Source organism: Rhodanobacter sp. PCA2 (genome assembly GCF_013620825.1).
Lineage (GTDB): Bacteria > Pseudomonadota > Gammaproteobacteria > Xanthomonadales > Rhodanobacteraceae > Rhodanobacter_A.
In genome coordinates, this window is record NZ_NJIC01000020.1 from 77187 (window position 1) to 92605 (window position 15419).

Consider the following 15419-nt stretch of genomic DNA (forward strand, 5'->3'; position numbering starts at 1 on the left):
CTGCCGTTCGTACTCCCAAGCAGTCCCTGACCGGAGAAACCTGATGACCGCTCCATCCACCTCCACCCCGACGCTGCGCATCCGCAAGGCCGCAGTGCTCGGCGCCGGCGTCATGGGCGCTCAGATCGCCGCGCACCTGACCAATGCCGGCGTCGAGACCGTGCTGTTCGACCTGCCCGCGAAGGAAGGCCCGAAGAGCGGCATCGCGCTCAAGGCCATCGCCAACCTGGCCAAGCTGTCGCCCGCGCCACTGGCCGACAAGGACCTCGCCGCCGCCATCATCCCCGCCAACTACGACGAGGACATGGACCAGCTCAAGGACGTGGACCTGGTGATCGAGGCGATCGCCGAGCGCATGGACTGGAAGCTGGATCTCTACCGGAAGATCGCCCCGCACGTCTCGCCCACCGCCGTGCTGGCGTCGAACACCTCGGGCCTGTCGATCAACGGCCTCGCCGAAGCGCTGCCGGAAGAGATGCGCCACCGCTTCTGCGGCGTGCACTTCTTCAACCCGCCGCGCTACATGCACCTGGTCGAGGTCATCCCGACCCGCCTCACCGAACCCAAGGTGGTCGACGGCCTGGAAGCCTTCCTCGTCACCGCGGTCGGCAAGGGCGTGGTGATCGCCCGCGACACGCCGAACTTCATCGGCAACCGCATCGGCGTGTTCTCGATGCTGGCCACCATGCACCACACCGAGCAGTTCGGCCTGGGCTTCGACGTGGTCGACGCGCTCACCGGCCCTGCCGTGGGCCGCCCCAAGAGCGCCACCTACCGCACCGCCGACGTGGTGGGCCTGGACACCATGGCCCACGTCATCAAGACCATGGCCGACACCCTGCCCGACGATCCGTGGCATGCCTACTTCAAGGCGCCGGTGTGGCTGAGCGGCCTGATCGAGAAGGGCGCGCTGGGCCAGAAGAACGGCGCGGGCTTCTACAGGAAGGCCGGCAAGGACATCGTCGTGCTGGATCTGGCGAAGCAGGACTACCGTCTCTCCGAGCAGAAGGCCTCGGACGAAGTCGCCGCCATCCTCGCCATAAAGAACCCCGCCGAGAAGTTCGCCAGGCTGCGCGCCTCCGGGGACAAGCAGGCGCAGTTCCTGTGGGCGTGCTTCCGCGACCTGTTCCACTACACCGCCTACCACCTTGCCGACATCGCCGACACCGCGCGCGACGTGGACTTCGCGATCCGCTGGGGCTACGGCTGGAAGCTCGGCCCGTTCGAGACCTGGCAGGCCGCCGGCTGGCAACAGGTGGCGAAGTGGGTGCAGGAGGACATCGACGCCGGCAAGGCGATGAGCAAGGCGCCGCTGCCCGCGTGGGTGCTGGACGGCCGCGACGGCGTGCACGGCAAGGAGGGCTCGTGGTCGGCTGCCGACGGCAAGTACAAGCCGCGCTCCACGCATCCGGTCTATGCGCGCCAGCTGTTCCCCGATCCGATCCTCGGCGAGAAATTCGACCAGGGCAGCACCGTGTGGGAGAACGACGGCGTGCGCCTGTGGACGCTGGGCAACGACGGCGTGGGCATCATCTCGTTCAAGACCAAGATGCACACGGTCAACGACCAGGTGCTCGACGGCATCCAGCACGCCATCGGCGTCGCGGAAGAAAAGCTCAGGGCCGTGGTGATCTGGCAGACCGGCGAGCCCTTCTCCGCCGGCGCGGACCTGAAGGGTGCGCTGGGCCTGCTGCAGGGCGGCAGGTTCGACGACTTCGAGCACATGGTCGCCAACTTCCAGCGCACCAGCATGCGCATCAAGCACTCGCTGGTGCCCGTGGTCTCCGCGGTGCGCGGCCTCGCGCTGGGCGGCGGCTGCGAATTCCAGATGCACTCGGCGCGCACCGTGGCTGCGCTGGAAAGCTACATCGGCCTGGTCGAGGCCGGCGTGGGCCTGCTGCCCGCCGGCGGCGGCCTGCATGAACTGGCGGTGCGCGCGGCCAGGGCCAATCCGGCCGACCCGTTCGAATCGCTGAAGAAGGTGTTCGAGACGGTGGCCATGGCCAAGGTCTCGCCCAGCGCGATCGAGGCGAAGAACATGGGCTTGCTGCGCGACAGCGACGTGGTGGTGTTCAACGCCTACGAGCTGCTCTACGTGGCGAAGAAGGTGGCGCTGTCGCTGGCCGAGTCCGGCTATCGCCCGCCGCTGTACCAGCGCGCCATCCCGGTCGCCGGCGACGTGGGCACCGCCACCTTCAAGGCCTCGCTCGCCAACCTGCAGGCCGGCTACTTCGCCTCCGAGCACGACATCGCCATCGCCACCCGCATCGCCGACACCTTGTGCGGCGGCAACGTCGAGCGTGGCTCGCTGGTGGACGAGGAATGGCTGCTGGAGCTGGAGCGCAGGCACTTCGTGGAACTGGCGAAGACCGAGAAGACCCAGGCGCGCATCGCGCACACCATGACCACCGGCAAGCCGCTTCGGAACTGATGCGCCGTCATCCCGGCGAAAGCCGGGGTCCAGCGACTTCGATACACCGCTGCAAAGACACTGGATTCCGGCCTGCGCCGGAATGACGACCAAAATCTTGGGCATCGCCGCACCACGCGCGATGCCATGGAGACAACACCATGACCAAGCAAGTGCAAGACGCCTACATCGTCGCCGCCACCCGCACCCCGGTCGGCAAGGCGCCGCGCGGCGTGTTCCGCAACACCCGTCCCGACGACATGCTCGCCCACGTCATCAAGGCCGTGATGGCGCAGGCGCCGGGCATCGATCCGCACCGCATCGGCGACGCCATCATCGGCTGCGCCATGCCGGAAGCCGAGCAAGGCATGAACGTGGCGCGCATCGGCGTGCTGCTGGCCGGCCTGCCCGACACCGTGCCCGGCGTCACCGTCAACCGCTTCTGCTCGTCCGGCCTGCAGGCCGTGGCGATGGCCGCCGACCGCATCCGCCTCGGCGAGGACGACCTGATGCTCGCCGGCGGTACCGAGAGCATGAGCATGGTGCCGATGATGGGCCACAAGATCGCGATGAACCCCGCGATCTTCAGCAACGAGCACATCGGCATCGCCTACGGCATGGGCATCACCGCCGAGAACGTCGCCAAGCAGTGGAAGGTCAGCCGCGAGGCGCAGGATGCGTTCTCGGTCGAAAGCCACCGCCGTGCGCTGGCCGCCCAGGCCGCGGGCGAGTTCAAGGACGAGATCACCCCGTTCCAGCTCGACGACCGCTACCCCGACCTCGCCACGCGCGGCATCAGGACCGACAGCCGCCTCGTCGCGAACGACGAAGGCCCGCGCGCCGGCACCACGCTCGAGGTGCTGGCCAGGCTCAAGACCGTGTTCCGCAACGGCCAGTTCGGCGGCTCGGTCACCGCCGGCAACTCCAGCCAGATGTCCGACGGCGCCGGCGCCGTGCTGCTGGCCAGCGAGAAGGCCATCAAGGAATACGACCTGCAGCCGCTGGCCCGCTTCGTCGGCTTCTCCGTCGCCGGCGTGAAGCCCGAGATCATGGGCATCGGCCCCAGGGAGGCGATCCCGAAGGCGCTGAAGCAGACCGGCATCAGCCAGGACCAGCTCGACTGGATCGAACTCAACGAAGCCTTCGCCGCGCAGGCGCTGGCCGTGATGGGCGACCTCAAGCTCGACCCCGCCAAGGTCAACCCGCTGGGCGGCGCCATCGCGCTCGGCCATCCGCTGGGCGCCACCGGCGCGGTGCGCATCGCCACCCTCGTGCACGGCCTGCGCCGCCGCAAGCAGAAGTACGGCATGGTCACCATGTGCATCGGCACCGGCATGGGCGCGGCGGGCGTGTTCGAGGCGGTCTGAATCAGGTCAACAACCATGCAAGAACACAACGGCGCCGCAAACTGCGGCGCCGTTGCTTTTGGTGAAGCCTGTTTTTTGGAATGACTCGGTGGCGGCCCGTCCCGGCGCCAGTCTTCACGGCTTGTGCCCGAAGACCTTCTTCCAGAACGACGGCTTGGCCTGCTCCGCGGGGGCCTTCGGAGGCACATGGCCCGGCTGCAGCGCCTGGCAGTCGGTGAAAAACGGTTGCGTGAGTTTTTCGACCTGGGCCGGGGCCACCCAGAAGCCCAGCCGCACCGGGCTGCCGGTGATCTCGGTCCATACGCCAAGCGATACGGTGCGCAGCACATTCGTGAGTTCGGCGAACGGCATCTGGCGCGTGAAGACCAGGGCGTCGCCGTCCGCGCGTGGCCGTTCGCCCTGGCGCGGTTGCCAGGGCTGCTCGCCCACTTCGAAGTAGGCGTACATGGCGCGCGCGGCCAGGTCACGGGCACGGCTGTCGCCCACGGCGTAACGCGCGGCGAGGGTGATCTGGCCGGGAGCGCACTGCAGGGTGACCTGGTTCTGGTTGCCGCGCACCGTCTGGGTGAGTACCAGCTTCGGCGCGCCGGGTTGCGGCTGGTAGGCGGCGCCCAGCGGCAGGCGCCCATTGTTCGCCACCTGCCACGGCAGCAGCTGATCGCTTTTCCACCAGACGATACCGTCCGACGCCGGGGTCAGTACCTGCGCGATGTTCGCCGCGGGCACGTCCATCGATTCCAGGTAGCTGCGCAATGTCTCCGGCGAAGGCGCGCCGGGAGCGGCGATCCGGTTGTCGGGCAGCAGGGACTCGTGCAAACCGATCCGGTCCGCTCCGCTGGGTGCCCATCGATACACGCCGCCCAGCCACGCATAGGCGCAGGCATCGAGGCAGGTGGCCGGTCGCGCCGGAGCACTGCTCCGCTCGCGCCAGGCGCCGAGATGCGTGTTGAGGCGGGCAGCGCGGAACAGCTTGCCCATTTCCATGCCTGCGGCGGTATCGCCCACCGGCGAATCCAGGTAGACATCCGCACCCGGCGGCAGCTTGCCCGACTGCTGCAGCTTCCTCACCTGCTCCACGGCCTCGGCGTTGAAACTGCCCGCGAGGTAGACCTGCGGCGCCTTGGCCACGCGCAACGTCATGCGGTCGCTGCGCATGTGGACGGACAGCGGGCCGGATACCGTGTCGCGCCGGCTACTCCCCGCCGCATGGCCCGGCATTGCCACGAGGCTGGCGCCCAGCAGCAGGCCGAGTGTCAGCGGCCGGTGCCCCGCACGGCGGGAAATAAGCCTGTCATGCAAGGGGAAGCGCCTCGTGGGGAACAAGGAGGCGAAGTGTCGCCGAAGCCGACTGGGCCTTGCATGAACGGCACGGCCGGGCGCGTTGCGCCCGCGCTCAGCGCAGCTGGCTGTCCTTGCTGCCGCGGCGGTTGTAGAGATTCGCGGCGCGCTCGGCGTCCTGCGCCTGCTGGCAGTTCACGCACAGGCGCACGCCTGGCACCGCCCGGCGGCGCGCCTCGGGAATCGGCGCATCGCATTCCTCGCAGCGCGCGAGGCTGGGACCGCGCTTCAACTGGTCGCGGGCACGCTGCACCGCGTCGGCCACGGTGGCATCGATCTGGTCCTGCACGGCGCCGTCGCCGGCCCATCCGGTAGCCATGGAAACCTCCGCACGCCAGGGCTGACACCCGAATATGCGGCCGCCCAGGCCGGAATTCCAGTGCGGGCAGCGCTTGACCCACATCAGCGTGCCCGGCGCACCGGCGACTAGGATGAGGCGCAGGCAGCGGTCACGGAGGCAGGCGTCATGGACATGTATCGACCGGGATGGTGGCGGCAACCGATGGGCGAACCGGTCGCCCCCGTTGCGACACCGCGCGTCGGCGCGGCTCCGGTGGAACGCCGCGCATGAGCGCCGCGCTCCCCGCCGGGTTGCGCGAACGCCTGCGCGTGGCGCGACCGTTCCTGCTCACGGCGCTGGCCGCATCGCTGGGCGCAGGCCTGGTGGCCGCGGCGATCGCGCACGCGCCGACCCGGCCGCTGGTGTGGATGGTGGCCTACCTGATCCTGGTGGCCGGCGTGGCGCAAGGCGTGCTGGGGCTGGGCCAGGCGCTGCTGCCGCCGCGGCCGCCCGCGGCGCGCCGGTGCATCATGGAGTGGCTGCTGTTCAACGGTGGCAACGCCGGCGTGATCGCCGGCACCTTGCTGGCCTCGCCCGCGCTGGTCGCGCTCGGCACGGCGCTGTTCGTGGCCGCGCTGGCGGCCTTCCTGCTCGGCGTGCGCGGCGCCGGCGGCGGCTGGCTGCTGCAACTGTTCCGCGCCATGCTGATGGTGACCGGCCTCGGCGCCTGCGTGGGGCTGGCGTTGACGCTCGCCGGGCTCGCACGCTGAGGCCTGCAGCGGAAACAATCCGTTCACCGCTTGCCGATTCCCCTGCAACCTGCGGGCCCCCATGCTGTGCCCATCTAACCCTGAGGGCATTCCCATGATTGAACGCAGGCCTTTCGACCGCCTCGGCGGCGCCGACCACGGCTGGCTGAACGCCAAACACCATTTCTCGTTCGCCGGCTACCACGAGCCGGCGCGCATGGGCTGGGGCGCGCTGCGCGTGTGGAACGACGACACCATCGCACCGCATACCGGATTCCCGCCGCATCCGCACGCGGACATGGAGATCATCACCTACGTGCGCGAGGGCGCGATCAGCCACCAGGACAGCCTGGGCAACAAGGGGCGCACGGTGGCGGGCGACGTGCAGGTAATGAGCGCGGGCAGCGGCATCACCCACTCCGAATACAACATGGAGGACGAGACCACGCGCATCTTCCAGATCTGGATCATCCCCGACGCGCACGGCCAGCCGCCGTCCTGGGGCACGCAACCCTTCCCCAAGGGCGAGCGGGCCGGGCGCTTCGTGACGTTGGCCAGCGACACCCCCGGAGACGCCGACGCCCTGCCCCTGCGCACCGATGCGCGCGTGCTGGGCGCCACGCTGAAGGCCGGCGAGACGGCGGACTACGCGATGGCGCCGGGCCGCTACGGCTATCTGGTGCCGGCCCACGGCGCGGTCGAGCTCAACGGCGTCAAGCTGGAAGCGCGCGACGGCGCGGCGATCCGCGACGAACGCAGCCTGCGCATCACCGCGCTGGAGGATGCCGAGCTGGTGCTGGTGGACGTGGCCGCCTGAGCCTGCGTGGTTTCGCAACGGGAATCGCACCAGGGTGTCGATTCCCGGCGGCCCGGTTCGTCGTCTCCAGGAACCCCGAAGCCCGGAGACGAACGATGCTGCCACTCCCCGCCATTGCCGACCGTGAAACCTGGCTGGCCGCCCGCAAGGAATTGCTGGCCGCCGAGAAGGCCGCCACCCGCACGCTGGACCAGTTGAACGCGCAACGCCGCGCCCTGCCCATCGTGCCGGTGGAGAAGCCCTACCTGTTCGACACCCCGGACGGCGAGGCGAACCTGCTGGGCCTGTTCGAGGGCCGGCGCCAGCTCATCGTCTACCACTTCATGTTCCACCGCGACCGCGGCGAGGGCTGCCACGGCTGTTCCTTCCTGGTGGACAACATCGGCCACCTCGCGCACCTGCACGCGCGCGACACCACGCTTGCGCTGGTCTCGCGCGCGCCGCTGGCGGAGCTGCTGCGCTTCCAGGCGCGCATGGGCTGGACGCTGCCGTGGTACTCCTCCTGGGGCAGCGACTTCAACTACGACTTCCACGTGAGCCAGGACGAGTCGGTGGCGCCGGTGGAATACAACTACCGCGACAAGGCCGAGATGCTGAGGCGCGGCGAGAACGGCAACCTCGCGGGCGAACTGCCCGGCGTCAGCGTGTTCCTGCGCGACGGCGAAAGCATCTACCACAGCTATTCCGGCTACGCCCGCGGGCTGGACATGCTGCTGACCACCTACCACTACCTCGACCTCACCCCGTTCGGCCGCGGCGAAGGCTGGGGCGGCATGCCCGACGTCCACGGCAAGGGCATGGACTGGCAGCGCCTGCACGACCGCTACGAGGGCGACGGCCGCCGCGTGTCCGCCGCTTCCTGCTGCGGAGACACGCCTTGAACGTCGTCGCCGCCGCAATTGCGTCGCCGCAGAACTCGCCGCCGTCCTTCGCGACGGGAGAGTCGTGACCCTGGTCCAGCTTGCGCGGCACCCCGGCGGCAGGACAAGCTGTCCGCTTCGCCCGTCGCGCGCCCCAGCCGCGGCGGACCGGGCAACGCCGAGACCAGGAGCACGAACCATGCAAGCGGAATTCTGGCTGGAGCGCTGGCGCGAGGGCCGGATCGGCTTCCATCGCGACCAGCCGCTGCCGCTGCTGCTGAAATACTGGCCCACGCTGGACCTTCCGCCGGGCTGCCGCGTGCTGGTGCCGCTGTGCGGCAAGACGCTGGACATGCCCTGGCTGGCCGCCCAGGGGCACCGCGTGCTGGGCGTGGAACTGTCGCCGCTGGCGGTGGAGCAGTTCTTCGCCGAGCACGGCCTGACGCCAACGCAACATGAGTCGCCGATGGGCGTGCACCACGTGGCCGGCGACATCGAGATCATCCAGGGCGACGTGTTCGCGCTGGACGACGCCACCCTCGCCGGCTGCAACGCGGTCTACGACCGCGCCGCAGCGATCGCGCTGCCGCCGCCGCTGCGCGAACGCTATGCGCGCGAAGTCTATGCGCGCCTGCCCGCCGGCTGCCGCGGCCTGCTGGTCACGCTGGAATATCCGCCAGAGGAAATGGAAGGCCCGCCGTTCCCGGTCGATGCGCGCAACGCCGATGCGCTGTTCGGCCACGACTGGGACCTCGAGCTGCTGGACCGGCGCGACATCCTCGAAGGCGAACCGCGGTTCCTGGAAGCCGGCGTCAGCGCGCTGCACACCAGCGTCTATCGCCTGCAGCGGAAGGACGCCGGCGCGCAGCGCTGATCGCGCGGGCGCGGGAACCCGGTGCGCTGCCGCCGCAACAGCCGGCGCTCAGCGGAACAGGTAGCGGACGCTGCGCTGCTCGCCGCCCTTGCAACTGCGGCGCAGTTCCTCGTACGGCGTCAATTGCCGGCGCAGCCACTCGCGCACCTGCGGACCGAACATGTTCTCGGCCTTGCGCCTGGCCTGCCCGGGCAGGCCGTCCACCGCCTGGCGTTTCCACGGTTCGTCGCGGAGGTCGGCAATCTGCTGGTCGCAGCTGGCATCGAGTTCGGCCGTGGCGTCGATCTGCAGGAAGCCGCACAGGCGGTGCCATTCCTGCTGCGCGTCGTTGACCAGGTCGTCGAGGAAGACGAAGTGGTGCTGCGGCTGCCGCGCATATTCGCGATGGATCTGCGCGGCCCGGTTCCAACGTCGCGACCAGTGCACGGTGCCGCCGCCGAACGCGTTGTTGTTCTGGAAGCGCAGGTTCGCGTCCGCGATCGAGGCCAGCACATCCTCGCCCGGGCGGATCACGTGCACGAAACACGCATCCGGCACGTGGCGCTGGATCTCGGGAATGTAAAGCAGGTGATACGGCGTCTTCTCGACCCAGGCCGTGCGTCCCTCCGCCTCCGCGCGGGCGTCGAGCAGCTCGACGAAGCAGCGGACGCAGTGGTCGGTGCGCAGGGGCCACGGCGATCGCGTCGTTTCGCAGGACAGGCGCCGCTGCAGGGTCGCCAGCGCCTTGCGCGCCCGCTTGTGCGCGAACCCGAGCCGCTGGCGCAGGCGCCGCCGCTGCGGCCTGGCATCGCGATCGCCCCAGCGCCAGCGGAGATCGCCGCACAGATGTTCGAAGAACGCCGTCTCGGGCAAGGTCAGTATCGCCGGATGCCGGGCCAGCATGGCCTGTACCAGGGTGGTACCGGAACGCGGGCAGCCGACGATGAAGATCCGTTGCATGGATATGCCCTGTACTGAGGTGCCCGCGATGCGCAAACCGATCCAGTGCCAACGCACGAACTTGCGCGAGGTTGACACCGCTTTGGACCCGCGCTGCCGCGCGGCCCATCGACCAAGGTTCAACGGAGCGCGGCGGCGGCGTTTGTTACGCTGCGGTTTTCTTCGCGACGGGAGCGGGCATGGGCACGCAAGGCATTCACACCATCGACACCGGCTTCGTGCGACCGTGCTTCGACGCGGCCTACCTGGTCGTCGAGCGCGGCCGCGGCGCCTTCGTCGATTGCGGCACCAACCACGCGGTGCCGCGCATGCTCGCTGCGCTGGGCGAGGCCGGCCTCGCCCCGGCCGACGTGGACTGGCTGATTCTCACCCACGTGCACCTCGACCACGCCGGCGGCGCCGGCGAACTGATGGCGCGATTGCCGAACGCGAAGCTGGTGGTGCACCCGCGCGGTGCGCGGCACATGATCGATCCCTCGATGCTGTGGGCCGGCGCCAGCGCGGTCTACGGCGAGGACGTGATGGAGGCAACCTACGGCCGCCTGCGCCCGGTGCCCGCGGAACGCGTGGTCGAGGCGCCGGACGGCCACGTCGTCGATCTCGCCGGGCGCCCCCTGCACTGCCTCGACACACCCGGCCATGCGAAGCACCATCTCACGGTGCACGACACGCGCAGCAACACCTGTTTCACCGGCGACGTGTTCGGCTTGTCCTACCGCGACCTCGACACCGCGAACGGCCCGTTCATCCTGCCCACCACCTCGCCGGTGCAGTTCGATCCCGCGGCGCTGCATGCATCGATCCGCCGCCTGGTCGCGCTCGAGCCCGCAGCGATGTACCTCACGCATTACGGGCGCGTCGAGAACGTGGCGAAGCTCGCCGACGACCTGCATGTGCAGATCGACGCGATGGTGGCCATCGCGCGCACTGCACACGGCAAGCCCGATCGCCATGCCGCGCTGACCGCGGCACTCACCGACCTCTATGCCGAACGCGCCGCCGCACACGGCTGGACACAGGGGCGCGAAGCGCTCGCCGCCCTGCTGGGCATGGATATCGAGTTGAACGCGCAGGGGTTGGAGGTGTGGCTGGATCAGCAGTGAGGGTCAGGCACCGGGAGTGCTGCTTTCACTGCTTCGCCCACATGCCGTACAAGGCCGCGACCGAAGCGGTGCCCGGGGTCACTTCAGCAGCTTGCGATACGCATGCTGCGTCTTGATCCGGAGATATCCCAGGCTCTCGTAGAACGGATGGGAGCCCTCGCGCGTCACGTTGGAACGCACGCCGATCGCATCGAAGCCCTGCGTGCGCGCCCACCGCTCGGCATCCGCCACCAGGGCGCGCCCGATGCCTGCACCACGCGCCACGGCATCCACCACCAGCCCCACGATCTCGATGCGCTCGCCGGATTCCAGCGTGAGACGGCGCTCGACCGCGATCCAGCCAAGCAAGCCAGCGTGCCCGGCCTGGGCGACCGTGACGCGATGCCGGGCCAGCGGCAGGATGGCGCGCAATCGATCCGCCATCGCCGCCGCTTCCGCCGGATAGCCGAGCACGCCGAGCAGCCGGGCGATCTCCGCGGCGTCCCCGATGCGCGCCGGGCGCAGCGCAAGCATCTCAGGCGAGTCGCGTGCCGTTCGGAACAATGCGCTCGATGGCGGTGAGCACCACGCCCTCGGGCGTGGGAAAGCCAGTGAGCAGGAACTGCGAGCGGAACGGGCCGATCTGCTTTTCCGGGAAGTTGATCACGCCGACGATCTGCCGGCCGACCAGGTCCTCGGCCTTGTACAAGGCGACGATCTGCGCGCTGGTCTTCTTCTCGCCGTAGGGGCCGAAATCGGCCCACACCTTCCACGCCGGCTTGCGCGCTTCGGGAAAGGCTTCCACGCGGGTCACCGTGCCGGCCACGATCAGCACCTTCTCGAAATCGGCCCAGCCGATCTCGTTTGCCTGTTCCGCCTCGCTCATCCTTCCAGCCTCGTCTTGAGCCCGTCCCGCGCCTGCTGCCACCAGTAGTTGCATTGCGCGGCGAGCAGGCCGAACGGTTTGTGCGTGTGCGTCAGCCCGTAGTCCGCGAACTGGCGCCAGGCATCGTCGCCATCGGCGATGGCCGCGGCCAGCAATTCGCCCGCCGCGCAGGTGGGCGCGAGGCCGTGGCCGCCGAACGCCTGCGCCCACCACAGGCCGGCGTCTTCGCCCTCGCCGCGGCCGAGCTGGGGCATCTGGTGGCGCGCGTAACTCATCAGCCCCGACCACGCGTAATCGATCTTCGCATCCTCGAGCTGCGGGAACACCCGCAGCATGTCGTGCCGGAGCATGCGCTGCACGGCCTGCGGCGAACGGTTGCGGATGGAGATGCGGCCGCCCCAGAGCAGGCGCGTGTCGGGCAAGGGGCGGTAATAGTCGAAGGCGAAGCGCGTGTCGTAGACCGCCGCGCGCGTGGCGAGGCATTCGGCGAGGCGTTCGCCCAGCGGCTCGGTGGCCATCACGTAGGTGGCGATGGGCAGCACCGCGCGGTCGATCTGCTTGCGCAGGCCGGCGAGATAGCCGCCGCAGGCCAGCACCACCTGTTCGGCCAGCAGCTCGCCCTGCGGCGTGGTGATCCGCCAGTGCGATCCTTCGCGCTGCAGGCGCGATACGCCGCTCTTTTCGTGGATGCGCACGCCCTGCCCGCTGGCCGCGGCGGCGAGACCGATCGCGTAGTTGAGCGGATGCAGGTGCAGCGCGTTCCGCTCGTACAAGCCGTCGTGGTACTGCTCGCTGCGCACGCGCTCGCGCAGTTCCTCCTGCGGCAGCCAGCCCCAGTACACGCCGTAGCGCTCGGCCAGCAACTGCTGGCGCTGCCGCAGCACGGCGGGATCGCGGAACCAGTTCGCCCAGATCACGCCCTCGTCCACCGCGTCGCAGGCGATCGCGTACGCCGCCACGCGCTCGCGCATGCGTTGCACGGCGGCGGTGGTGAGGCCGAACAAGGCGCGGGCGCGCGCCTCGCCCAACCGGTCCAGCAGCGCCTGTTCGCCCAGCGAATAGCCGGCGAACACGAACCCGCCGTTGCGCCCGGAGGCGCCGAAGGCTATCTGCTCGCGTTCCAGCAGCACCACGTCGCGCGTGCCGCGCTCGGCCAGCCCCAGCGCCGTGTTGAGCCCGGCGTAACCGCCGCCGATGATGGCGACGCGCGTTTCCTGGCGCCCCTGCAGCGGCGCATATGCTTCGTACGATGTGGCGGTGGCTTGGTAGTACGACATCTCGACCGGCTGCTTCGATTGCTTCATGCGCGAACGCCCCTGTGCGACGGCAAGACGCTGGAGCATAGCGGATTCACCGCGCCCTCCTCACTGCACCAGGTCCACGGCAAGCAGGCGCTCGTCGCTGCGGCCGTGGTCGTCCACCACCCTTACCCGATACCTGCCGGCGCTGCGCGGTTGCCAGAACAGACTGGCGCCCGGCGTGCCCTGCCCCACGTAGGCGTCATCGACGAACCAGTACAGCGCATGCGTGTCGGCATCCGCCGTGGCGCTGAAGGCGATCGGCGTGGGCTGGTCCTGATGCAGGCGCATCGCATAGGTGCTCGCACGCAGGGGCGAGGTGATCTGCGGCGCATTGCCGTCGAGGCGGCCGGCATCGCGGCAGGCCGGGTTCTGCGGTGGCTTGCGGCGCGGGATGCCGGCCTGCGCGAAGACCTGGGCCAGGTCGGAAGGCCAGAACTCGAACACTTCCACGTGCGTGCGCTTGTCTGCGTATGGCGGGCATGCCGGCAGGCCGCTGGCGTCGTCCATCACCAGCGGGCGATAGATGTTGTCCACGCGGATCGGCGACCTGCCGGGGATGAACCAGGTCCGGCCGCGCTGCGGGCACCACTGGCTGGGCAGCTCGCCGCTGGCGAGACAGATCTCCACGCGCTTGAGGTTCGCCGGCATGTGGCGCACGGGTTCCTGCAGGCGGGGGTATTCCGCCCGCAGCGCGTCCACGACCTGGAAGAACAAGGGCGCGGCCGCCTCCACGCCCACGAACGCGGGGTTCGGCGTGCCGTCGAAGTTGCCCACCCACACCACCAGCACGTAGGGGCCGAAGCTGCCGGCGGTCCAGGCGTCGCGGAACGCCCACGAGGTGCCGGTCTTCCAGTACACCGGCAGGCGCGTGTTCTCCGCGCCGAACGCGGCGTCGGGGCGCGGGTTCTTCCGCAGCATGTCCATCACCATGAAGCTGGCCGCCTCGCTCAGCAGGCGCGTGCCGGCCGCGGGCGGATCGTCCGCGCGCAGGCGCAGCGGCTGCAGCACGCCGCGGTTCGCGAGCATCGCGTAGAGGTCGGCCAGCTCCTGCATCGTCACTTCGCCGCCGCCCAGCACCAGGGCCAGGCCATAGTGCTGCTCGCTGGCCATGCGGCTGACGCCGGCCTCGCGCAGGAAGTCGTACAGGCTGGGCTGGTGCAGTTGCGAGGCCACCCATACGGCGGGGATGTTGCGGCTGCGGACCAGGGCCTGGGTGGCGGTGACCGGTCCCAGGAAATGCCCGTCAAAATTCTCCGGCGTGTAGGGACCGAACGAACTGGGCACGTCGCGCAGCACGGTCTGCGGATGCAACACGCCCTGGTCGAAGCCCAGCGCGTAGATGAAGGGCTTGAGCGTGGAACCGGGCGAGCGCTTGGCCTGCGTGCCGTTGACCTGGCCCTGGATGCCGGCATCGAAGTAACCGGCCGAGCCGACCATCGCCTTGATGCCCATGTCGCGGGTGTCGACCAGCAGCGCCGCCGCGTTGCGGATGCCGCGCGACGCGTTGCGCTGCACGTAGTTCGCCACCTGCCGTTCGAGGCTGTGCTGCAGGCCGAGATCGATGGTGGTGGTCACCCGCGGCGGCAGGCGTTCGCCACCGAGGCGTTGCGCGGCGAGCAGTTGGTCCACCGCGTGCGGCGCCTCGAACGGCAGCCGCGACAGGGGACGCAGCGTCAGCGGCAGCGCGAACAGCGGCTTGAGCGAGGCGTCATGCGGATGACGCTGCAGCCAGCGCGCGTAGAGCCGGTTGCGCGCGTCGGCCAGCGCGGGATTGATCAGCACGCCGCCGTTGGCTTTGCCTTTCTGCAGCGGGCGCGACGGCGCCTGCGGTATCACCGCCAGCGTCAGCGCTTCCGGCAAGGTGAGTTCGCCGGCCGGCTTGCCGAAGTACGCGAGACTCGCCGCACCCACGCCCTGCACGTTGCCGCCATACGGCGCATCGTTGAGATAGGCCTCGAGGATCTCGCGCTTGGAATGGAACAGTTCCAGTTGCAGCGCACGCGCGATCTGGCGCAGCTTGCCCAGCGGCGTGCGCGTGTCCATCTGCCACAGCAGGCGCGCCAGCTGCATGGTGATGGTGGAGCCGCCCTGCGGATGGCGATGGCGCACGTAGGTGATCCACGCGCCGCGCAACAGGCCCCAGGGATTGAAGCCGGGATGCCAGCGGAACCAGCGATCCTCGTGCAGCAGTACGCCTTCGACGAGCTGGGGCGAGATCTGCCCGAGCGGCACCCACAGGCGGTACTGCTGGTCGCTGGCCAGGGTGAGGCGCAGCAGGTGCCCGCTGTCGTCGTACACCGCGACCGAGGTGGGCAGGCGATCGCGCAAGGGCGGGTGCGGCCACAACCGGCAACCGGCCAGCACGGCAGCAAGCAGCGCGAAGGCGACCAGCCAGTTCTGCCAGCGCTGCAGCCAGCGGACAAAGGCCCTGGCCATCGTTTTCAATGCAGGCGGCACGGCGGGCACCGGCCCCTCACCCCAACCCTCTCCCCAATGGGGAGAGGGGGCACATGCGG

14 protein-coding genes are annotated in these 15419 nt (G+C 69.6%); 7 read left to right on the plus strand and 7 right to left on the minus strand.

The window, feature by feature from the left end:
* The first annotated feature begins 43 nt into the window (after positions 1-43).
* Together PCA_RS08245 and PCA_RS08250 are read left to right on the plus strand one after the other, a co-directional pair.
* Positions 44-2431: a 3-hydroxyacyl-CoA dehydrogenase/enoyl-CoA hydratase family protein gene (locus tag PCA_RS08245; RefSeq protein WP_181302120.1), complete on the plus strand. Its 2388-nt coding sequence runs from the start codon at positions 44-46 to the stop codon at positions 2429-2431.
* A gap of 140 nt (positions 2432-2571) precedes the next feature.
* Complete coding sequence (locus PCA_RS08250; RefSeq protein WP_181302122.1) at positions 2572-3777, plus strand: acetyl-CoA C-acyltransferase; 1206 nt, start codon at positions 2572-2574, stop codon at positions 3775-3777.
* A 114-nt stretch (positions 3778-3891) separates the two neighbouring features.
* Here PCA_RS08250 and PCA_RS08255 read toward each other — a convergent pair whose 3' ends face one another.
* Positions 3892-5076, minus strand: a complete 1185-nt coding sequence (locus tag PCA_RS08255) for a hypothetical protein (protein WP_181302123.1) — start codon at positions 5074-5076, stop codon at positions 3892-3894.
* A 94-nt stretch (positions 5077-5170) separates the two neighbouring features.
* Positions 5171-5434 (minus strand): DksA/TraR family C4-type zinc finger protein, encoded by a 264-nt coding sequence (locus PCA_RS08260; protein WP_181302124.1) that lies wholly within the window; start codon positions 5432-5434, stop codon positions 5171-5173.
* Between the two features lie 248 nt (positions 5435-5682).
* Here PCA_RS08260 and PCA_RS08265 point away from each other — a divergent pair, with 248 nt between their 5' ends.
* From PCA_RS08265 to PCA_RS08280, 4 genes are all read left to right on the plus strand, one after another.
* Positions 5683-6165: a hypothetical protein gene (locus PCA_RS08265; protein ID WP_181302125.1), complete on the plus strand. Its 483-nt coding sequence runs from the start codon at positions 5683-5685 to the stop codon at positions 6163-6165.
* 94 nt (positions 6166-6259) lie between these two features.
* The gene (locus tag PCA_RS08270; RefSeq protein WP_181302126.1) at positions 6260-6961 is read left to right on the plus strand and encodes a pirin family protein; all 702 of its coding nucleotides are present in this window, start codon (positions 6260-6262) and stop codon (positions 6959-6961) included.
* A 95-nt stretch (positions 6962-7056) separates the two neighbouring features.
* On the plus strand, positions 7057-7842 hold the full coding sequence (locus tag PCA_RS08275) for a DUF899 domain-containing protein (RefSeq protein ID WP_181302127.1): 786 nt from the start codon (positions 7057-7059) through the stop codon (positions 7840-7842).
* A gap of 178 nt (positions 7843-8020) precedes the next feature.
* Entirely contained in the window at positions 8021-8695 is a 675-nt protein-coding gene (locus tag PCA_RS08280; RefSeq protein ID WP_181302129.1) for a thiopurine S-methyltransferase, read from the plus strand.
* A gap of 48 nt (positions 8696-8743) precedes the next feature.
* On the opposite strand, the gene PCA_RS08285 is transcribed toward PCA_RS08280, so the two are convergent.
* On the minus strand, positions 8744-9634 hold the full coding sequence (locus PCA_RS08285; RefSeq protein WP_181302131.1) for a sulfotransferase: 891 nt from the start codon (positions 9632-9634) through the stop codon (positions 8744-8746).
* 179 nt (positions 9635-9813) lie between these two features.
* On the opposite strand from PCA_RS08285, the gene PCA_RS08290 reads away from it, so the two are divergent.
* Positions 9814-10737, plus strand: a complete 924-nt coding sequence (locus PCA_RS08290; RefSeq protein ID WP_181302133.1) for an MBL fold metallo-hydrolase — start codon at positions 9814-9816, stop codon at positions 10735-10737.
* Between the two features lie 78 nt (positions 10738-10815).
* Here the strand turns inward: PCA_RS08290 and PCA_RS08295 are convergent, their stop codons facing one another.
* The 4 genes from PCA_RS08295 to pbpC are packed head-to-tail and all read right to left on the minus strand — an operon-like array spanning position 10816 to position 15339.
* On the minus strand, positions 10816-11250 hold the full coding sequence (locus PCA_RS08295; RefSeq protein ID WP_181302134.1) for a GNAT family N-acetyltransferase: 435 nt from the start codon (positions 11248-11250) through the stop codon (positions 10816-10818).
* A 1-nt stretch (position 11251) separates the two neighbouring features.
* Positions 11252-11602 (minus strand): tRNA-binding protein, encoded by a 351-nt coding sequence (locus tag PCA_RS08300; protein ID WP_181302136.1) that lies wholly within the window; start codon positions 11600-11602, stop codon positions 11252-11254.
* Entirely contained in the window at positions 11599-12906 is a 1308-nt protein-coding gene (locus PCA_RS08305; protein ID WP_181302137.1) for an FAD-binding oxidoreductase, read from the minus strand. The genes PCA_RS08300 and PCA_RS08305 overlap by 4 nt, the downstream gene beginning before the upstream one ends.
* Positions 12907-12966: 60 nt before the next feature.
* Entirely contained in the window at positions 12967-15339 is a 2373-nt protein-coding gene (gene pbpC / locus PCA_RS08310; protein ID WP_181302139.1) for a penicillin-binding protein 1C, read from the minus strand.
* Between the last annotated feature and the right edge of the window lie 80 nt (positions 15340-15419).